The organism is Planctomonas psychrotolerans (assembly GCF_008642235.1).
Lineage (GTDB): Bacteria > Actinomycetota > Actinomycetes > Actinomycetales > Microbacteriaceae > Planctomonas > Planctomonas psychrotolerans.
On the sequence record NZ_SJEV01000002.1, the window covers coordinates 165,564 to 185,009 of the forward strand.

Annotated in this window: 16 protein-coding genes; 3 read left to right on the top strand and 13 right to left on the bottom strand. The window is 67.7% G+C overall.

What is annotated here, in order from left to right; translation table 11 throughout:
* Positions 1-182 precede the first annotated feature (182 nt).
* Positions 183-1,136 (bottom strand): spherulation-specific family 4 protein, encoded by a 954-nt coding sequence (locus EY822_RS14080; RefSeq protein WP_227497363.1) that lies wholly within the window; start codon positions 1,134-1,136, stop codon positions 183-185.
* Between the two features lie 193 nt (positions 1,137-1,329).
* On the opposite strand from EY822_RS14080, the gene EY822_RS14085 reads away from it, so the two are divergent.
* Positions 1,330-4,221, top strand: a complete 2,892-nt coding sequence (locus EY822_RS14085) for an ATP-binding protein (RefSeq protein WP_150309089.1) — start codon at positions 1,330-1,332, stop codon at positions 4,219-4,221.
* A 25-nt stretch (positions 4,222-4,246) separates the two neighbouring features.
* Here EY822_RS14085 and EY822_RS14090 read toward each other — a convergent pair whose 3' ends face one another.
* Positions 4,247-4,519: a DUF4242 domain-containing protein gene (locus EY822_RS14090; RefSeq protein WP_150309090.1), complete on the bottom strand. Its 273-nt coding sequence runs from the start codon at positions 4,517-4,519 to the stop codon at positions 4,247-4,249.
* Between the two features lie 90 nt (positions 4,520-4,609).
* Between EY822_RS14090 and EY822_RS14095 the strand changes: the two genes are divergently transcribed.
* A complete protein-coding gene (locus EY822_RS14095) occupies positions 4,610-5,395 on the top strand; it encodes an alpha/beta fold hydrolase (RefSeq protein WP_150309091.1) in 786 nt (261 codons plus the stop codon).
* Positions 5,396-5,480: 85 nt separating this feature from the next.
* On the opposite strand, the gene EY822_RS14100 is transcribed toward EY822_RS14095, so the two are convergent.
* The 5 genes from EY822_RS14100 to EY822_RS14120 form a co-directional block, all read right to left on the bottom strand.
* Positions 5,481-8,570, bottom strand: a complete 3,090-nt coding sequence (locus EY822_RS14100) for an alpha-mannosidase (protein ID WP_150309092.1) — start codon at positions 8,568-8,570, stop codon at positions 5,481-5,483.
* 25 nt (positions 8,571-8,595) lie between these two features.
* On the bottom strand, positions 8,596-9,426 hold the full coding sequence (locus EY822_RS14105) for a carbohydrate ABC transporter permease (protein ID WP_406610383.1): 831 nt from the start codon (positions 9,424-9,426) through the stop codon (positions 8,596-8,598).
* A 7-nt stretch (positions 9,427-9,433) separates the two neighbouring features.
* Positions 9,434-10,384, bottom strand: a complete 951-nt coding sequence (locus EY822_RS14110) for a carbohydrate ABC transporter permease (protein WP_150309094.1) — start codon at positions 10,382-10,384, stop codon at positions 9,434-9,436.
* Between the two features lie 4 nt (positions 10,385-10,388).
* Entirely contained in the window at positions 10,389-11,747 is a 1,359-nt protein-coding gene (locus EY822_RS14115) for an extracellular solute-binding protein (RefSeq protein ID WP_150309095.1), read from the bottom strand.
* Positions 11,748-11,926: 179 nt separating this feature from the next.
* Positions 11,927-13,156, bottom strand: a complete 1,230-nt coding sequence (locus EY822_RS14120; protein ID WP_150309096.1) for an ROK family transcriptional regulator — start codon at positions 13,154-13,156, stop codon at positions 11,927-11,929.
* A 300-nt stretch (positions 13,157-13,456) separates the two neighbouring features.
* On the opposite strand from EY822_RS14120, the gene EY822_RS14125 reads away from it, so the two are divergent.
* Positions 13,457-13,993: an Hsp20/alpha crystallin family protein gene (locus tag EY822_RS14125; RefSeq protein ID WP_150309097.1), complete on the top strand. Its 537-nt coding sequence runs from the start codon at positions 13,457-13,459 to the stop codon at positions 13,991-13,993.
* 93 nt (positions 13,994-14,086) lie between these two features.
* On the opposite strand, the gene EY822_RS14130 is transcribed toward EY822_RS14125, so the two are convergent.
* From EY822_RS14130 to EY822_RS14155, 6 genes are all read right to left on the bottom strand, one after another.
* Positions 14,087-15,091, bottom strand: coding sequence for a cell wall-binding repeat-containing protein (locus tag EY822_RS14130; protein ID WP_150309098.1), 1,005 nt, complete (start codon positions 15,089-15,091; stop codon positions 14,087-14,089).
* A gap of 252 nt (positions 15,092-15,343) precedes the next feature.
* Positions 15,344-15,913: an NADPH-dependent FMN reductase gene (locus tag EY822_RS14135; protein ID WP_150309099.1), complete on the bottom strand. Its 570-nt coding sequence runs from the start codon at positions 15,911-15,913 to the stop codon at positions 15,344-15,346.
* 128 nt (positions 15,914-16,041) lie between these two features.
* On the bottom strand, positions 16,042-16,473 hold the full coding sequence (locus EY822_RS14140; RefSeq protein ID WP_150309100.1) for a Dabb family protein: 432 nt from the start codon (positions 16,471-16,473) through the stop codon (positions 16,042-16,044).
* Positions 16,474-16,667: 194 nt separating this feature from the next.
* Entirely contained in the window at positions 16,668-17,645 is a 978-nt protein-coding gene (locus EY822_RS14145; protein ID WP_150309101.1) for an aldo/keto reductase, read from the bottom strand.
* Positions 17,646-17,685: 40 nt separating this feature from the next.
* Positions 17,686-18,453 carry an SDR family NAD(P)-dependent oxidoreductase gene (locus EY822_RS14150; RefSeq protein ID WP_150309102.1) on the bottom strand — a complete coding sequence of 256 codons (768 nt, stop codon included), beginning with the start codon at positions 18,451-18,453 and terminating at the stop codon, positions 17,686-17,688.
* 36 nt (positions 18,454-18,489) lie between these two features.
* A complete protein-coding gene (locus tag EY822_RS14155) occupies positions 18,490-19,443 on the bottom strand; it encodes a 3-hydroxyacyl-CoA dehydrogenase family protein (RefSeq protein ID WP_150309103.1) in 954 nt (317 codons plus the stop codon).
* Between the last annotated feature and the right edge of the window lie 3 nt (positions 19,444-19,446).

Below are 19,446 nucleotides of genomic sequence, written 5' to 3' on the forward strand. Positions count from 1 at the left end.
CGTCCCTCCGACGCGCTCAGGGACCGTGTGGGGTGCGTCCCTTCGACGAGCTCAGGGACCGTGGGGTGGCGTCCCTTCGACGGGCTCAGGGACCGTGGGGGTGCGCCCCTTCGACAGGCGAAGGGGACCGTGTGGGCACGTCCCCTCGACAAGGCCAGGAACGCGTCGGAGGGGCCGCCGGGTCACTGCATTCTCATGCAGCAGATGTGCTTCGGCGGGGTGGCCACCGGCTTCGGCCAGTAGGTCGTCAGGGTGTCGTACGGGTTCGGCAAAGTGTCCGCGGTGATGTACACGTGTCCGGCGTTGCGTTGGCGCGACAGATCGCGAGCCACCCCAAAGGACGTCGGACCCAACTGGATGGGCGCCGCGCCGTAGACGAGTTGGCTGATCTTCGCCGCCGGGTAGTCCCACAGCCAATCGGGCGGAGTCCAGTCGCGGTACTCCGACATGGAGCCCTCGAACACGACCAGGTTGTCCACGACGGGCATCGACAGTTGCCACGGGGCTGACCCACCGGCACCGGCTCCGGCCCCCGCATTGCCGACGATGTAGTTCTTCAGCGGCCGGTCGGTGGTCGACGCAGTGGTCGACGACGACGACGACGACCAAGATGCGGCCTTCGGCTTCGATGTGATGTGATCGCGCAGGAGGCGGTAGTACTCCCTCACGGTGAGGGTCTTCGCGTCGAACCTGTAGTCCGTTCCTCGATCGAGAGTGTTGCTCATGGCGTCGAGGAAGATCCCATCGATCTCCGGGTAGAACGAGTAGTACGCGTCGATCTGATCTTTCACCCGGTCGAGCGACACCCCTGTGTAGTCGGTCGTCACGTAACCGATCACCCGTTGTCCGAGAGCGTGACACGTGTCGATGGCGTTCCGGTAGTCGACGTCGACGGCGTCACCGGGTCCGGATGCCGGGTTCATGATCGCCGTCGACGGTCCGGGCTTCATGCTCAGCCGCTGACACATGTTCGCCCAGCGCGGGCCGGCCGGGGAGAAATACGCCGGTACGAGCTGACGTTGATCGGTCACCAGGCGCGGTGCCGCCGTCACCGTGGACGCCGGTGAGACCGCGAGCGCAGCGGCGAACCCCACGGTGAGAGCCGCCGATATGGACCGTTTCCGTACGAGTTTCATGAGGTTTCCTCGATCGGTATCCCGGCGCCGACATCGGCCGCATGCTCGGAAGGGCGGCGCCCACCCATCCGGTCCGAGGAGAAATTTGCGGCTCTGTACGACAGCGTGATCGCCCGTGCCACGCCACCGCATGACGCGAATTGACTATCCCTGAGTTCTTCTCAACTAGTCCGTGCGGCACTACCGTGAAGGGATGCGGGAATGGTCCGCTCCAGCTCTGCCCCCGAGGTGGTCCCGCTCGGGCCAGCCACCCTTCGTTGCGCGACGGCACGAGAAGGCCGAACTCGAGTCCGCATGGGCGGATGTGCTCGCCGGGGCCAGTCGAGCGGTCTTCATCAGCGGCGAACCCGGCGTGGGAAAGTCCCGGCTGGTCAGCACGGTGGGAACGGCGTTGCACGCGTGCGGGGCCCTCGTGCTCTTCGGCTCCTGCACCCCCGAGTACGGCGAGCCGTTCGAGCCGTTCGATGACCCGATCCGTCGCCTGGTCGACATCATGCGCGCTGGTGACGCGGATCCCGACCTCGAGGAGTCCCTGATCCTGCTCGAGCGCGCCTTCGCGCGACACGGCGCAGCAGCGCTGGAAGGGAACGGTCCGAGCCGCCTCTACGACGCGGTGAACGATGTCATTCGAGCCGCCGCTCGGATCCATCCGATGGTGCTCATCATCGAGGATCTGCACTGGGCGGACGTGACGGCGACACGATTGCTGACGAGGCTGATCGCGGCCGCGCAGGACTCGCGGATGCTGGTGCTCGGTACGTTCCGCCACACTCCACCCGACCGATCGGACGCATTGTCGGACGCGCTCACCGATCTCCGCCGATTCGAAGGCGTGCGCCGGATGGAGCTCGGCCCCCTGAGCCCGACCGACATAGCCGACTACGTCTCCCGCTGCTCGGACATCGACATGGCCGCGGCGGCCGGCCCGGCGAAGGTGTTGCACGCGTTGACCGGAGGCAATCCCTTCTTGCTGCGGGAGACGTGGCGTCTGGTCGTCGACCTCGGGCGCTCCCCCTCCGGCGACGAGCCGAGTCGCATCCTGGAGGTTCCGGCGTCGATCCGGGACGTCATGCGCTCGCGCATCGACGCGCTGGATGGCCACGCAATCTCGGTTCTGCAGCTCGCGGCACTGCTCGGCCAGAGATTCGATCTTCGAGAGGTTCTCGCAGTCACGGAGCTCGACGAATCAGCCGCTCTCGGGGCGATCGACACCGCGACCGATGCCGGCTTGGTCGACGCGCCTCGTGCGGGCGGCGAACTGCATCGGTTCCCCCATGCCATCGCGCGTCAGGCATTCCTCGACACGATCCCCGGCGCCGAGACCATTCGGTTGCATGCGCGAATCGCCCAGACGCTCGAGACCATGTTCCCGACCGCGCCACGTCTCGCCCAACGCCTCGCCCACCACTACGTGTCAGCGCGCGCGCTCGGCTTCTCGGATGCGGCCGTCACCTATCTGACGCGATCCGCGGAGATCGCCGAAGGCAGGCTCGCGTACGAGGACGCCGGGGACCTGTTCGAGCGCGCCGCCGATATAACCGGGGATCCGACCGAACGGGATGCCCTTCGCCTGCGAGCGGCCCGGAGCTGGACCTTCACCGCCGACTTCGCCCGGGCGCGGCGACTCAACGAACTGGTGATGCAGTTCGGGAACGAGCGCCAGCGCCTCGCCGCGGCGATCGGTTTCGAGGAGGCATCGTGGCGCCCCGGGCTGCCGGGGAAGCCGGCGGTCGAAGCGCTCACGAACGCCCTCGCCGGGGTGCCGGTGGATGACTCCGACCCGCTCTACCTCGAGGCGATCGCCGCCCTGTCCCGCGCCACGGCGTTCACGGGCGCCGCGCGCGACGCGGAGGCTCTGGTAGCCGCGGCCATCGAGTCGGCGAGGCGGATCGGGGACGATCGCGTTCTCGCCCGGGTGCTGCGCGCGAGCGTATGCCACTCGCTCCGACCCGTGGGGCTGGTCGAGCGCATCCGGCGCGCTGAGGAACTGGCCGATCTCGCGCGACCGACCGGCGCGGAGGCCTTCGGTGCGTCCGCGAACTTCCGGAGCGCGGCGTACTACATCGTCGGAGATCGGAACGGACGGGATCAGGGCGAACGGGACCTCGTCGAAGTCCGTCGGCGGTGGGGGTCGTACTGGGACTACTGGATCGAGTGCGTGCGCTACGGGCGGGTGTTCGCCGCGGGGCGCCTCGACGACGCGCGCAGCGCCATCGCACGGGTGCAGGCGGCCGAGGCGACCTTCAAGTCGGATGCCACGTCCGGCGCGAACAGCCTTCAGAGCTTCATGGTGCGGCGCGAATCGGGGCGACTGGAATCGATCCGTGCTCTGGTGTCGGGGTCGGAATCCCCGACGACACGGTGGGCCCCCGGTCTATTGGCGCTCTACACGGAGTTGGGCATGGTGGATCCCGCCCGGCGCGTACTGCACTGGCTCCTCGAGCACGATGAACCGGGGGCACACGAGTCGGCCGACTGGCCCGCTCGGCTGGTCTTCCTGGTGGAGGCTGCCCTATGGCTCTCCGACGCCGAGACCGCGGCGCGACTGCGACCGTGGATGGCGGAGTACAGCGGTCTCAATCTCCTCTCCGGCTACTACATCGCGCTCTTCGGCAGCGCCGACAGGTACCTCGGGCAGATCGATTCCCTGTGCGGCACGGAGAACGCGCTCGAGCGCTTCGACGCCGCCCTCGAGCTCGATGAGCGCAGCGATGCTGCACTGCACGTGGCGCATACCCTGGCCGCGACGGCGGTGCATCTGCACCGCCGGGAGCCGGCGTCGCACCGTGCCGCCGCGTACGCGGATCGCGCCCGCGCGATTGCGGCTCCGGCCGGGCTGGTCCGAGTGTTGCGGTCGCTCGATGCGGCGGGTCTGTCCGCGGGGTCGTTCCCCGACGGGCTCACGGCACGGGAGGCGGAGGTGATCCGCCTGGTCGCGGCCGGGATGAGCAACCGGGAGATCGCGCGCCGCCTCTCCGTGAGCGAGCACACCGCCGCGAACCACGTGCGCAGCATCCTCGCCAAGACGGGGGCGGCGAACCGCACCCGGGCAGCCGCCTACGCGCGGGAGCGCGGACTGGCCTAGATGCCCGCTGCCCGACGTCGAGCGGTTACCCCAGCGCCGCCAGGGTGCCGGACGGCAGCACCCGTCCCGCTACCTCGGTGATCGAATCGGCGGGGATACCGGCGTGGTCCGCCGCCGCCCGGATCGCTTCGACCGACGGGGCTTCGTACAAGCAGTAGGTCTTCCGATGATCCAGCGAAAGGAACGAGTACAACCAGCGCACGTTCTCCTCGTCATTGATCAGGTTGATGTCCTCAGCGGCTTCCAGCGGCACCTGCACCTCTTCGGCGAAGTTCCGCTCGATGATGAAGAACGGCATGCGGGGACCTCCTCGTCCTCATGTGCGGCACACGTTACTCCGCAGCCGCGGGCGAATACAGGCTCCGCGCGACATCGCCATAATGGCGGGATGCTTCCCGCCGCCTCCGCACCCGAATCCCGTGCCGTCTACTCGACCGACGGATTGCAGATCGCCACCTACGAGTTCGGTGATCCCGGCGCTCCGACCGTGCTCGCGGTGCACGGCTTCGCCTCCACCGCACTCGCCAACTGGCACTCGACGGGCTGGACCCGCGACCTCACCCGCGCCGGCTACCGGGTGATCGCGATCGACCAACGGGGCCACGGCGAGAGCGACAAGCCGCACTCCCCCGACGCCTACTCGATGGCGATCCTCGCCTCCGACGTGCTGCAGGTGCTCGACGCCTACCTGCTCGACGAGGTGCGCTACGTGGGCTACTCGCTCGGCGCCCGGGTCGGCTGGCGGATCGCCCACATCGCCCCGCACCGGATCTCCCGCGCGGTGCTCGGGGGCATCCCCGACGGAGACCCGCTCAAGCGCTTCTCGGTGGAGGAGGCGAAGGCCCACCTCCGCGACGGCGCCGAAGTGGGCGACCGACTCACCGGCGCTTTCCTCACCATGGCCCGAAGCCTGCCGAGCAATGACCTCGAGGCACTCGTCGCGCTGGTCGAGGGCATGCGCGACGGGCCGCAGCCGAGCGCCGCGAACGCGCCCACTCAACCGGTGCTCTTCGCCACGGGAAGCGAGGATCGCATCCTCGAAGCGTCACGGGACCTGGCGGATGCGACCCCGACCGGCACCTTCTTCGAGATACCCGGGCGCAATCACTTCAACGCACCCACATCGCGCGACTTCCGCACGGCCGCCATCGACTTCTTCCGCTCCGAAGCGTGACGGCCGCGCCGAACTGAATCCGGTAATCCCGAAGCCCGGATTCGCTCAGCCGGGCGACGCGCCCGGCCGGGCGAACCGCGCAGCGCTACCCCCTCTCGGCCCGCGACACGCGAAGCGTGACGAGCTGGAAGGCCCGGAGCATCAGCTCCACCCCGTCGTCGGTGGTGGACTGCACGGCGACGGCGTCGACGGGCCGCTCCAGCAGATCGGCCTCGACCACGCTCGTCACCGGGAACCCGAACCGCACTGCGCCGCGTCCCCGCCCACCGCTCGCCTCGTACAGACGCACGATCAGATCGCCGGACCGGTCCTCGGCGAGCTTCACCGCCTCCACCACGATCGACGGGCACTCGCTGACCACGATCGGTTCCGCCGCGGAACCCGCACCCGCGGATGCGGCCACCTCGCGGAGGGGCAGGTTGATGCGGTAGCCCAATTGCGCGGCACCGAGCACATCCGGCGTGATGCCGACCGAGGTGCGCAGCACGTGCACGCCCTGATCCGCAGCCGGGTCGGGGAAGGTGGGAGCGCGCAGCAACGACTCGCGCACGGTGGTCGTGGTGCCACCGCCGGGCAGGCTGCGCCGGGTGATGTCATGACCGTAGGTGGAGTCGTTGGCAACCGCCACACCGAAGCCCGGCTCCGCGACGTGCACCCAGCGGTGGGCGCAGGTCTCGAAGCGCGCCGCATCCCACGACGTGTTCGCGTGCGTGGCCCGGTAGATGTGACCGAACTGGATCTCGGATGCGGCACGGTCCGCGTGCACATCCAGGGGAAAGGCGAGCTTCAGCAGCTTCTGGCGCTCGTGCCAGTCGACGGTCGTGACGATGTCGAGCGCGGTCGACTCCCCCTCGAGCGTCAGCTCCTGCGACACCGTCGACGATCCGAAGCTCCGCGTCACCCGCACGGTCGCGCGCCCCGCGTCCTGCGTCACCAGCTCCACAGAGTCCGCATCGACCAGATCGACCCCGTTGCGCTGGTAGTGCTCGTCGATGTCCCACGCGTCCCACTGCGTGGGCGTGTCGCGGAAGAGCTGCAGGAGGTTGCCGGGCTGGCCCTCGGGCACGGCCTCGCGCCCGCTCGCGCGGTCCACGAAGGACACCAGGAGGCCGCGCGCATCGAGCACCACACGAACCGCGTCATTCTCGAGCACGACCCCGCCGTCGCTCTCCGTCGCGTGCACCCCACCGGATGCGGCGTACGGGGCGAACGAGAGCGCGGGCACACCCGCGACCGGGAACGGCGACGCGTTGAACGCCGCGGCTCCGGTTTCACCGTCATCCCCACCTGCACCGCCATCACCGGCACCGCCGGTGCCGGACAGTGCTCCGATGGACGCGGCGATCAGGTCCTCCAGGTCGGCGGCCACGTCGGCATAGGCCGCCTCGGCGACCTGATGCACCCACGCGATGGAGCTACCCGGCAGGATGTCGTGGAACTGGTTGAGGAGCACCGTGTGCCACGCGCTTTCCAGCCGGTCGTACGGGTACTCGGCACCGGCGCGCACGGCCGCGGTGGCCGCCCACAGCTCCGCCTCGCGCAGCAGGTGCTCGCTCCGACGGTTGCCCGCCTTCGTCTTGGCCTGCGAGATGTAGGTGCCGCGGTGGAACTCGAGGTAGAGCTCGCCCGACCACACCGGCGGATGCGGATAGGACGCCTCCGCCTCCTCGAAGAACGCCCGCGGCGTCGCCATCCGCACGGTGGGTGACCCTTCCAGCGACTTCGTCCGCTCCGCGGCGGCGAGCATCTCCCGGTTGGGTCCGCCGCCGCCGTCGCCGTAGCCGAACGGCACGAGTGACACGTTCGAGGCGCCCTTCTCCGCGTACTGGCGCTGGGCGCGCGCGAGCTCCTCGCCCGACAGCAGCGAGTTGTAGGTGTCCACGGGCGGGAAGTGGGTGAAGACCCGGGAGCCGTCGATGCCCTCCCAGGAGAACGTGTGGTGCGGCATCACGTTCGTCTCGTTCCAGCTGATCTTCTGGGTGAGGAAGTATCGCGATCCGGCCGCGGCGACGATCTGCGGGAATGCGGCCGTGTAACCGAAAGAGTCCGGCAGCCATACTTCGAGCGGCTCGATGCCGAACTCGCGCATGAAGAACGACTTGCCCGTGAGCAGTTGGCGCACGAGCGCCTCACCGCCCGGCATGTTCGTGTCGGACTCCACCCACATGCCGCCCACGGGCACGAAGCGTCCCTCGATCGCTCGTGCGCGGATGCGCTCGAACAATTCGGGGTAGTACTCCTTCATCCACGCGTACTGCTGAGCCGACGAGCAGGCGAAGATGAAATCTGGGTCCTCCTCCATCAGGTGGAGCACGTTCGAGAAGGTGCGGGCGCACTTGCGGATGGTCTCGCGCACCGGCCACAGCCAGGCGGAGTCGATGTGCGCGTGGCCCACGGCCACCATGCGGTGAGCGCTCGCGTAGGCCGGCTTCGCGAGGATCGGCGCGAGGATGCCACGCCCGAGTTCCGCGGTACCGCTCACATCCTCAGGGTCCATGCGGTCGGTCATCTCCTCGAGCGCCCGAAGGATCTCGGCCGTGCGGGGAAGGTCGCTGCTCAATTGCTCCATCAGACCGAACAGCGTCCACACGTCGCGATCGAGGTTCCACACGCGGGTGTCGAGGAGGGCGACGTCCATGCGCCGAAGTCGGTAGATCGGCTCGTCGCCCGCGGTCGCGAGGTCCCCCACGGGTGTCGGCTGGAACTTCCAGTCGCTGCCGACGTCGGGGTTCGATGCCGCCTCGATGTACAGATCGATGCTCCCTCCGGGACCCACCGTCACAGGCACATAGTTGTTGAACGGCTCCACCGCCTTGACGATGCGGCCCTCAGGATCGAAGACGAGCCCCTCGGCCTGGAAGCCGGCCTGACCCGACAGGAAGCCGAGGTCCACGAGCACCTCGGTGCGCGTCTCCAGGTCGTCGAACGTCGACCACTCGGCCGGAACCGTTCCGGTCACGTGCAGCCAGGTCGTGCCCCAGGGCCTCCCCCAGGAGTCCCCGATCGCGATCGGCGAGAACTGCTGATCGCGGGCATCGGCGAAGGGCACCGGCTCCCCGGGCACCTCCCAGGCCGTGATTGTGAGGGGCGACGACGCGCGGTAGAGCGCGGGGGCCACCCGTTCGCTCACGAAGCGACGGATACGGGCGCGGATGAGCGTGGACTTGTCGTGCACGAGGAGCTCCTTGGAGGTGTGGTGGTCAGCCCTTGACGGCGCCGGCCATGGCGGAGGACCCGCCGAGAACGCGGGAAACGAAGACGTAGAGCGTGATGACGGGAAGGGAGTACAGCAACGAGAAGGCGGCGAGTTGTCCATAGGCGACCGTGCCGTACTGCCCGAAGAAGGAGAAGATGCTCACCGCGGCGGGCAGCTTGTCGGGCGACAGCAGCAGCACGAACGGCACGAAGAAGTTCCCCCAGGCTCCGATGAACACGAAGATGAAGACCACGGCGATACCGGGTCGCATCAGCGGGATGACGATGCGGGTGAGGGTGGTCAGCATCGATGCGCCGTCCATCCACGCCGCCTCTTCCAGACTCACCGGCACACTGTCCATGAAGTTCTTCGTCATGTATATCGCGATCGGCAGGCTCGTCGCGGCGAGGAACAGCGTGGTACCGGCGACCGAGTCGATCAGGTTGAATGCGACGAACAGGGCGTAGACCGGCACCATCATCGCGGTGATCGGCAGGCACGTGCCGAAGAGCACGCCATAGAGGAACGGCTTGTTCACCCGCATCCGGTACCGCGAGAGCGGGTACGCGGCGAGCACGGCGACGATCACCGTGATGATCGCGCATCCGCCGGCGAGATACACGCTGTTCAGCAACGGGACGAAGGCGGTCTCCGGAGTCATCACGTCACGGAAGTTCTGCAGCGACAGACTGTCGGGCAGCTTGATCGACAGCGACGCGCGCGTGTCGAATGAGGCGAGCACGAGCCAGATGAGCGGGAGGGCGAAGGCCGCGGTGACGAGCAGCAGCACGCTGTTCGACGCCGCCCTCATGGTGCGCCTGCTGGGCGAGGTCATCCCCATCTCAGTCCACCTCCGGCTTCAGCACGCGGATGTAGGCGATCGAGAAGACCGCACCCACCAGCAGCATGATGGTGGCGATGGCCGTCCCGAACCCGAGCTGGCCGAACTGGAACGCCTCCTGGTAGGCGAGCACCGGAAGGGTCGAACTGTCGGTACCTGGCCCGCCACCGGTCATCACGAAGATGAGCGTGAACACCGACAGCGTCTGCAGCGTGGTGAGCATCAAGTTGGTGGAGATGCTGCGCCGGATCATCGGAATGGTGATGAAGATGAGGCGCTGCCAGCCGTGCGCACCGTCCACCTCGGCCGACTCCGTGATCTCCGGCGGCACGTCCTGCAGGGCCGCGGCGTAGACGAGCATGGAGAACGCGGTTCCCCGCCAGACGTTGGCGAGGATGACCGACAGCATGGGCAGCGTGTAGAGCCAGTTCGGCCCGTCAATGCCCACTGCGCCGAGCATGTTGTTCAGCGTGCCGGAGTCGTTGAAGAAGGCATAGGCGGCGAAGGCGGCGACGATCTCGGGCAGCACCCACGCGGTGACGACGAGGGTGCCGACCAGCGACCGGACGACCCGGTTCGACGACCGCATGAGGAGCGCGAGCCCCAACCCCAGCACGTTCTGTCCCACGATCGCCGAGGCGACGAGGAAGAGCAGGGTGAGGAGGATCGACTTGGGGAAGTCGGCATCCGCGAAGAGCGCCGAGTAGTTGTCCAGCCCGACGAAGCGCGAGTCCTGAGCGGATGCGCCGGAGAGCGACGAGTCGGTGAGCGATCCGTAGAAGGAGCTGATCACCGGCCCGAGCAGGAAGACGGCGAGCAGGATGACGGCGGGAAGCAGAGGAACGGCGCGCAGGAACGAGCGGTGGGTCGCGGCGTGCGGCCGGCGGGGCCGGGGAGATGGCTTCTCCCGGCCCAGCCGGTCGTTCTGCCGCGCCGTGGTGGGCGCGGACACCGGGTTACTCGGCGCTCGTGGTGGCGTCTTCGCCGACGATGCCGATCACTGCCTCGTCGTACGCGGCCGCGGCCTCCTCGGGCGTCTGCTGTCCCGTCATCACGGCTTCCATGGCCACCGTGATCTCGCTGGAGATCTGGGCGTAGTCGCTCGTGGCTGGGCGGAAGTGGGTGAACTCGACGATCTCGGAGAAGAACCCGAACGTGGGGTTCGCCTCCTGATAGGTCGGGTCTTCCGACACGTCAGAGCGCACGGCGATCTGGCTGGCCGCGATGTCGTAGGCCTGCGAGTTCTCCTTGTTGAGGGCGAGGGCGATGAGGTCCCACGCGGCATCCTTGTTCGCCGAGTCGGCGCCCATGGCGAGCGTCCATCCGCCCGACATGCTGGTCGCTCCAGGTGCCTGCCCCTCCTGCGTGGGCATGGCCGCCTGGCCCATCACGTCGTTCCATTCGGGCCACGGTGCCGTGCCCCCGTCGATCCAGGTTCCGCTGAGCCACGAACCGTCGAGATCCATCGCCAACGTGCCCTGCGGGAGCCATTCGGAGGAGACCAGGTTGCCCACGTTCTTGTCGAGCGCCTGCTCGGGGGTCGGGCCGAGGCCGCCCTGGTACACGTCCTCGATGAAGCCGAGCGAGTCGATGAAACCCTGGGAACCGAGAACCCACTTCTGCGAGTCGGCGTCGTAGAGGGTGTCCTCCGTGCCGTACAGCAGCATCTCGAAACCCTGCATCGACGCGGCCTCCCCCTGGGCCTTTCCGGAGTACACGTTCAGCGGGATGACATCGGGCAGCTCCGCCTTGATCGTCGCGGCGGCGTCGAGAACGTCCTGCCACGTCTTCGGTTCGAACGGCACCGGCAGACCGGCCTCGGCGAAGAGGTCCTTGTTGTACCAGAGGGCCCGGGTGTCGGTGCCCATGGGGATGCCGTAGGTCTTGCCGTCGCTTCCGAGACCGGCGCTCTTGGCGTTCTCGTAGAAGTTGTCCCAGTCGCTCCACTCGGCGGTGTACTCGTCGAGGGGGGCCAGGTATCCGGCGTCGCTGTCGGGCTGCACGCGGAAGGTGTCGACGTACATGATGTCGGGGGCGGTGGCGGCCGACCGGTTCATCAGAGCCAGCTTGGTGGCGTAGTCGTTCTCCTGCGCCTCGATGGGAACGAGCTCCACGGTGATGCCCTCGTGCTCGGCCTCGAAGGCCTCCTTCACCGCCTTCATGTGGTTGTCGACCTGCACGAACGCGCCGAACTTCTGATAGGCGACCTTGATCGTGTCGGACTCCGAGCCCGATCCGCCGCCGGCGGAACAGCCGGTGAGGGCGAGCGTGGCTGCTGCTCCCACAGCGAGGATGGAAACGAACGATTTCTTCATTGGATTCCCCTTCGAGTCCGTGGCGTCATCCCCGTCGGCGTCGTTGCCGACGGTGCGCGCCCGTATAACTACATCGGATGGACTAATTGCTGTCAAGACGACGAGCCGGAATTCCATCACAGGTGAATGGCCGATCCGCCATCACAGGTGAATGGCCTCCGGTTGGGAGGAGAGTCCGACTACTTCGAGATGAACAGTGCGGACGACCGCGGCGACAGGGCGAAGTCGAGGATGAGGCAGGCCGCGCCCACCGCGGCCACGTCCTCACCGATGGCGGAACTCGTGACGACGACCGGTGCGGTCAGCACCAGAGCCGGCGAGTCGTTGATCAGCTCGGGCAGGCGCGACGACGCGAACGACGAGATGCGCTCCCAGTAGGGACCGCCGAACACGACCACGTGCAGGTCGAGCAGCGTGACGATGGTGACGATCGCGGTTGCGAGGTCGCGCACCGCCTCATCGAGGATGCGCATCGCTTGCGGCTCCCCCGCATCCGCCAACTCGGCGATGCGCGAGAACCCGCGGTCGATGTCGTCGGTGGTCAGCGGCTGCGGCGATGCGTCGATGACGCCGCCCGCGACGGCCGTGGTCACGAGGGTCTCCGGGCTGACCGCATCACCCAGGCACCCGCGGCGGCCGCAGCGGCATACCGGACCGTCGGGATCCACCATGACGTGGCCCACGTCGCCGGCGTTGCTGGTGGGGCCGCGCGCCACCTCGCGGCCGAGAACCAGCCCGACGCCCACTCCGGAGCCGTAGTACAGGAAGAGGAAGTCGTCGCGTTCGTGGCCGCTGCTCGTCCAGACCTCCGCCACCGCAGCAGCGCTCACGTCCTTCTCGAGCACCACGAAGAACCCGGTCACCCGCTCGAGTTCGTCGCGAAGCGCGACGCCGTGCCAGGTGGTCAACAACGGCGGATCGAGGACGACACCCCGCTTCGCGTCGATGGGACCGGGGGACGCGATGCCGACACCGAGCACCCGGGCGCGGTCCACTCCGGTGCTCGCGAGCAGCGCCTCGATTGTGTCGCTCATTCCCGCGATGACGGCGGCAGGATCGGCGCCGAACGGCGGGCGGCTGGCGGTGTGACCGATGGTCGTGCCATGAATGTCGAGCAGCACGTACGTGATCACCGCCGGATCGATATGCACCCCGATGGCGAAGTGACCCGAGGGGTCCAGCTGCAGCACCGTCCGCGGTTTTCCGACCCCCCGGATCTGGATTCCGGCCTCCCGGATCATGCCCGCATCCAGCAGGCGACGCGCCACGTTGGACACCGTCTGGGTGCTGAGACCCGTCTGCTCCGCGATCTCCACCCGACTCACGCCCGACGCGGAGCGCCGGATGACGTCGAGCACGACGGTCTGATTGAAGCCGCCGAGCGCCCGGAGGTTCGATCCTCGCCGCATCGTTCCTCCCTCGCGCGTCGTCGCCCTCCGAGCAGGACGGCCACCGGTAGCTGCATTATGCCGGTGCGGGTGCGCGTTGCCCCAATCGCCGCGGGCTGGTGCTGGTGGGCGGAACAGCTCGTCATCCCGTCAGGGTGGCGCGCCCGTAGTCACGCCGGTAACGTCGAGGGCGTCGGCAATACGCCTAGCATGCACGCATCAGCCGCCCCACCTCGACACACTACGGGCGCATCAGCCGCACAACCTCAACACTCCACGCACGCATCAGCCGCACCACCCCGACAACTACGGAGGACCACAATGGCTCGCAGCATTCCCCGATTCAATCCCCTCGCCGAACTGGATGCGCTGCAACGGCAGTTCCTCGGTGACGACTTCCTCACGAAGTTCCGCGGAACCGTTCTTCCGACCACGGACGTCTACACGGAGAACGACAGTCGACTGATCGTGGAGGCGCACCTCCCGAACTTCAGCGACAGCGACATCGACGTCAGCATCGACGAGGGCTCCCTCGTCATTCAGGCCGAGAAGCACGAGAAGGAGGAGGACAAGAACAAGAAGTACATGGTGCGCGAAAGCAGCGCCAGCTTCCACCGCCGTATCGCCCTCCCCGACCGTGCCGACCCCGACAACATCGACGCCCAGTTCGCCAACGGTGTGCTCACGGTGACCGTACCGTTCAAGCAGCAGCCGTCGCCGAAGAAGATCGCCATCAAGGGCGCCGGTGACTCGTCGCCCGCCACCGAGGTGCCGCTCGGGACCACCGACGTCGGGAACGCCGACGCGGGGAGCATCTCCGTGGACAGCACCGAGGAGCAGCCGGGAAGTACCAGCTGAGTTCCTCCCCGTCTCGCTGAGCTTGAGCGCTCACGGAGAAGCGGCCGTGCCACGAGTGGTCCGGCCGCTTCTGTGCGAGTGGCGGTGGAGGGATCAGCCTCCGGCGATCCTGGTCACCTGGTAATCGATCTCCAACGCGTTGGATACGTCGAAGCCGACGGCGGCGGGACCACCGACGATCAGCACGTCAGCCACCTCGGCATCAGCGAGCGCCGTTGCCGTCGCCTCCGGCAGCATCCCCTGACGTGTCAGGAGGATCGGAGCGTAGTAGCCGTTGGCGAGCGGACCGGCCGCGAGCGCATCGGCGAAGCCCTCCCCCGACACCAGCACGGCGATGTCCGTGCCGTCGGGGAACGCTTCGGCCGCGACCATTGCCGCGGTCTCGAAGCGGTCGGCGCCGGCGATGCGCGAGACCTGGTAATCCGACTCGAGCGCATTCGAGATGTCGGTGCTGACGGCGGCGGACCCGCCCACCACGATGACGTCGGCTACTTCGAGACCTTCGAGGGCCGCCTCCGTGGCCGCGGGAAGCGTGGTGCTCCCGGTGAGCAGGATGGGTGCGTCGTATCCCCAGGCCAGCGGAGCCGCGGCGAGCGCGTCGGCGAAGTTCTCGCCGGACACGAGCACGGCCACGTCCGCACCGTCGTCGAAGACGGCTCCGGCTACCGCCGCGGCGGTACCGTACCGGTCGACGCCGGCCACACGGGAGACCTGGTAGTCGAGCTCGAGCGCGTTGTGGACCGACGTGCTGACCGCGTACGGTCCGCCCATGATGATCACGTCGCTCACGGAGAGCGCCTCGAGCGCGGCCGCGGTGACCTCGGGAAGCGTGGTCGAGCGGGTGAGCAGGATGGGTGCTCCGTAGGCGTCCGCGAGGGGCGCTGCGGCGAGGGCGTCGGCATAGTTCTCGCCTGAGGCGAGGATGGCGACGTCGGCACCATCGGGGTACAGATCCAGGGCGACCGCGGCGGCCGTTCCGAATCGGTCGGACGTTGTCGGCACTGACAACGCGTGCGCCGGTGTACCGGCGAAGACGATGCTCGACGCCGCGAGGAGCGCGACGAGAGCGGCACGATGTGTGCGAGTGGGGGTTTCCATGCGTTCAGGATGGCGAGGCCCGGCCCTTTCCGCAAGAGTGATTTACCGGACTTCAGGTGAATTCCGCACGGCGATCTCCCTTCGCCTCGCCAGCCCCCGCTCGGGGGCGTGCGGAACCGACCGCCGACCCGGCCTTCTCCGACCGTGTCCGACCGTGTCCGACCATGACGAAGGGGCCGACCATCCTGGAATGATCGACCCCTCGAGTCGGCAGCGCTGCACCCGTCGGCAGCACTGCCCGCGTCAGAAGAACTAGACGCGTGCGGGCTCCCGCACGGTCTTCAGCGCGTTGGACCAGGCGGTCACCTGGTCGAGCATGCCGTTCAGCGTGCCCACGTGCGCGTCGGCAGGCGTGAACTCGGAGTAGTTCTTGAAGTCGGTGGCGAGCGAGAACATGACCTGGGCCCGCACATCGGCGATCTGCAGTTCGGCCAGAATGAGACGCAGTCCCTCGACGGCACGCGCTCCACCGGCGGAGCCGTAGCTCACGAAGCCGGCGGCCTTGTTGTTCCACTCCGCGTAGACGAAGTCGATCGCGTTCTTCAGGGCGCCCGACGTGGCGTGGTTGTATTCGGGAGTGACGAAGATGTAGCCGTCGAACTCGGCAACCTTGTCGGCCCACACCTGGGTGTGCTCGTGGTCGTAGATGCCCTGCGATGCCGGAATCGCCTCGTCGAGCAGCGGAAGGTTGAAGTCCAGCAGATCGACGAGCTCGTACTCCGCGTCGGTGCGCTCCTGCGCGTGCTGCAGCACCCAGTCGGCCACGGCCTTGCCGTTGCGTCCGGGGCGGGTACTTCCGAGGATGATGCCGATCTTCGTCATGGGTATCGCTTTCTATCGATTCAGAGGGAAGCAAAAAAGGTGCGGGAACGCTCCGCGCGTCCTCGCACCGTCGTGATCCCCAACCCTTGCACGACTAGATATATTCCTTTGCATGAATCTCCGCGTTCTCAGCGAACATCCTGGAAATCGAAGACCAGCACACCGCCGTTCCCCGGCTGGATGAACGGGCCGGCGAACTCTTTGAACGCGGCGTGCTCGAGGTCGTAATGTTCGCGGTCGGAGATGATCGGCTCACCGACGTAGAAGTTGCGATCGCCCAGCGAGGCGAAGGTGAGCACGAATCCGAGCTCGAACCCGCGCGAGGCACCCTCGCCACTGTTCTGCACCCCGGACCGGATCGACACGATGTACGGTTCGCCGCTCCGGCGACTGTCCGACAACGCTCGGAACCGGCGTTCGACCTCGGCGGCGTCTTCCGCCGTGCTGCCATCACGCAAGCGGAACAGCACGATGTGCACGACCTCGCCCACTCCGTAATCGGAAGCGGTGAAGCGCTCGACTCCGACCCGGGCGAGTTCTTCCTGAAGGGATTCGGTCATGGGGTGTCCTTTCGACGGTGCGGTCGCCCCTTCGACAGGCTCAGGGACCGGGGAGTGCGTCCCTTCGACAGGCTCAGGGACCGTGGAGTGTGTCCCTTCGACAGGCTCAGGGACCGTGGAGTGTGTCCCTTCGACAGGCTCAGGGACCGTGGAGTGTGTCCCTTCGACAGGCTCAGGGACTATAAGGGGTGCGGTTATCGGTTGTAGCGTGGAATCGGTCCGCGGAGCTCCTGCCACACGGCATCGCAGCGCTCCATGAGGTCCTCACCGAGCGGGCCACGGGCGAATGCGGCCAGGTTGGTCTCCAGTTGATCCACGCTCGAGCCGCCCAGGATGATCCCATCGACCAGAGGGCGCCCGAGCGCCCATCCGAGTGACACGTCGATCGGGGTCAGCCCTGCATCGGCCGCGATCGCCGCGACCTGTGCCGCAGCCGCGAACTGGCGCTCGCTCCAGTAGCGATCGCGGTACGGCTGGCCGGTGAAGCGCGTGCCGGGCGCCGCGGCGTCGTCGACGGAGGAGTACTTGCCGGTGAGCAGCCCGCCGGCGAGCGGGTTGTAGATCAGCGTGGTCATGTCGTACGCCTCGGCGAACGCCGCGTACTCGTCGTCGAGACCCCGGGTGATGAGGTTGTACATCTGCTGAGCGATATGCACCGGCGCGAAGCCCCGCACCTGCTGCAGGGCTCGAGCCTCGGCGATCTGCCACGACGCGTAGTTCGACATGGCCGGGTATCGCACCTTGCCCTGCTGCACGAGGGAATCGAGCGCCTCGATCGTCTCCTCGATGGGCGTCTGCCAGTCCGGCATGTGCAGATAGAGGATGTCGACGTAGTCGGTGCCCAGCCGGCCAAGGCTCGCGTCGAGCGCGTCAGTGAGGGCCTTTCGCCCGAGGCCGCTCACCCCGCGCACGGGGTTGAACGCCTTGGTGGCGACGATGACCTCGCTACGGGATCTCCCGAGCGCGGCTCCGAGCACCTCCTCCGCCACACCGTCCGTGTAGGAGTTGGCGCAGTCGAAGTGGGTGACCCCGGCGGCCCGGGCGATGTCCACGGCGCGGGCGGATTCCGCAGCGTCGAGCTGCGCGCCGAACGTCATCGTGCCGAGCACGGCCCGGGAGGTGACGAGGTCCGTACCCGTCACGACACGGGTCTCCATGGTGCCACTGGTCATCTGTCGAACTCCTTGGTCGGGTGGGGCAACGCGGAGGGCATCAGTGCATGTAGAAGCCGCCGTCGACGTTCAGCGTCTGCCCCGTCACGAATCCCGCGTCCTCGCTGATGAGGAAGGCGATCGCGGCCGCGATGTCCCGGGGCGTACCGATCCGGTTGAGCAGCAGTTCCTCGGCCATACCGGCCTTGCGCTCGTCGGTGAGTGTGCCTCCCATGATGTCCGTGTCGATGGGACCGGGCGAGATGGCATTGACGGTGATCTCGTACTCGCCGAGTTCGCGGGCGACGGACCTGGTGAAGCCGATGACACCGGCCTTGGCGGCGGAGTAGGGCGTCTTGCTGTAGGTCCCGCCGCCGCGCTGGGCCGAGACCGAGGAGATATTGACGATGCGGCCGATGCGGTGCTTCACCAGCGACTCGGCGACGCGCCTCGTGGCGTAGTGGACGCCGTCGAGGTTGATCGAGAGCACCCGTCGCCACTCCTCCGTGGTGACCTCGAGGTAGGGCACCGGCGAGCTGACGCCCGCGAGGTTCACCAGGGCCACGATCTGCGGCAGTTCCGCCTCGAGCTCATCGATGGCGGCGCGTACCGACGCCTCGTCGGACACGTCCGCCCGCACACCGTGGGCGCGCACGCCGTGGGCCTCGGTGAGTTCGGCTGCCGTCGCCGCACTCGCGTCGGCATCGATGTCCAGGATGCCGATGTGCCACCCGCGCTCGGCGAGGTAGAAGGCCGCGGCTCGGCCGATCCCGCGCGGGGACGCCGCCCCGGTGAGGATTGCGGTGCGTTCTGAGGGGAATGCTGTCATGCGGGTTCTCCAGTTCGAATGCCTTATCGATGCGTGCTAGTTGATCGGCGCGGGGCCCAGCTCGTCGACGAGCTTCTTCATCGCGACGTACGCCCTGTTGCGGTACTCGATGAGGGCCTGGGTGCGCTCGGCGGGGACGTTGAGGAACCCGGCGCCCGACTTGGTGCCGAGCTTGCCCGCGGAGACCAGGTCCTCAAGGATCTTCGGCGTGGCGAAGCGCTCCGGGAACTCGGTCTGGAGGGACGCGTAGCAGAACGCGTAGACGTCGAGTCCCGCCATGTCGGCGATGGCGAACGGACCGAAGAACGGCAGGCGGAAGCCGAAGGTGGTGCGCACGATGGTGTCGATGTCATCCGGCGTGGCCACACCCTCCTCGACGAGCTGGGTGGCTTCGTGGAAGAGCGCGTACTGCAGGCGATTGAGCACGAATCCGGTCGCATCCTTCACCCGTGCCGTCTCCTTGCCGGTGGCGGTGACGATCGCCTCGACGGTGGGAAGCAGCGCCGTGTCGGTGCCCGCGTGCGGGATCAGCTCCACGCCGGGGATGAACGGTGCCGGGTTGCTGAAGTGCACGCCCAGGAACCGCTCGGGGTGGGTGACCGCTTCGGCGAGCTTGCCGATCAGGATCGTCGACGTGTTGCTGCCGATGATCGCGTCGGGGCGGGCCGCGGCGCTGATGCGGGCCAGGGTGGCGTGCTTGATCTCGATCTTCTCGGGAACGGCCTCCTCGATGAAGTCGGCGTCGCGCACCGCATCCTCGATGGATGCGGTCGGCGTGAGGTTCGCCTCGATGAGTTCCGTGGCGTTCTCGGGGAACAGGCCGGCGGCGACGAACTCGCGGGACTCGCGGATGAGCCGGTCGTAGTTGGTCTGTGCGATCTCGGCGGAGATGTCGGCGATGAGCACGGTTGCGCCGGAGATCGCGAGGATCTGGGCGATGCCCCCGCCCATGTATCCGGAACCGACTACGGCGATGGTCTTCTTCGACATGGT

Bases quoted from the DNA above. Each gene is read 5' to 3' on its own strand.
- EY822_RS14080 (WP_227497363.1), bottom strand. From the start codon at position 1,136: ATGAAACTCGTACGGAAACGGTCCATATCGGCGGCTCTCACCGTGGGG.
- EY822_RS14155 (WP_150309103.1), bottom strand. From the start codon at position 19,443: ATGTCGAAGAAGACCATCGCCGTAGTCGGTTCCGGATACATGGGCGGG.
- EY822_RS14120 (WP_150309096.1), bottom strand. From the start codon at position 13,156: ATGCGGCGAGGATCGAACCTCCGGGCGCTCGGCGGCTTCAATCAGACC.
- EY822_RS14140 (WP_150309100.1), bottom strand. From the start codon at position 16,473: ATGACCGAATCCCTTCAGGAAGAACTCGCCCGGGTCGGAGTCGAGCGC.
- EY822_RS14125 (WP_150309097.1), top strand. From the start codon at position 13,457: ATGGCTCGCAGCATTCCCCGATTCAATCCCCTCGCCGAACTGGATGCG.
- EY822_RS14105 (WP_406610383.1), bottom strand. From the start codon at position 9,426: ATGACCTCGCCCAGCAGGCGCACCATGAGGGCGGCGTCGAACAGCGTG.
- EY822_RS14095 (WP_150309091.1), top strand. From the start codon at position 4,610: ATGCTTCCCGCCGCCTCCGCACCCGAATCCCGTGCCGTCTACTCGACC.
- EY822_RS14150 (WP_150309102.1), bottom strand. From the start codon at position 18,453: ATGACAGCATTCCCCTCAGAACGCACCGCAATCCTCACCGGGGCGGCG.
- EY822_RS14115 (WP_150309095.1), bottom strand. From the start codon at position 11,747: ATGAAGAAATCGTTCGTTTCCATCCTCGCTGTGGGAGCAGCAGCCACG.
- EY822_RS14135 (WP_150309099.1), bottom strand. From the start codon at position 15,913: ATGACGAAGATCGGCATCATCCTCGGAAGTACCCGCCCCGGACGCAAC.
- EY822_RS14145 (WP_150309101.1), bottom strand. From the start codon at position 17,645: ATGACCAGTGGCACCATGGAGACCCGTGTCGTGACGGGTACGGACCTC.
- EY822_RS14090 (WP_150309090.1), bottom strand. From the start codon at position 4,519: ATGCCGTTCTTCATCATCGAGCGGAACTTCGCCGAAGAGGTGCAGGTG.
- EY822_RS14085 (WP_150309089.1), top strand. From the start codon at position 1,330: ATGCGGGAATGGTCCGCTCCAGCTCTGCCCCCGAGGTGGTCCCGCTCG.
- EY822_RS14130 (WP_150309098.1), bottom strand. From the start codon at position 15,091: ATGGAAACCCCCACTCGCACACATCGTGCCGCTCTCGTCGCGCTCCTC.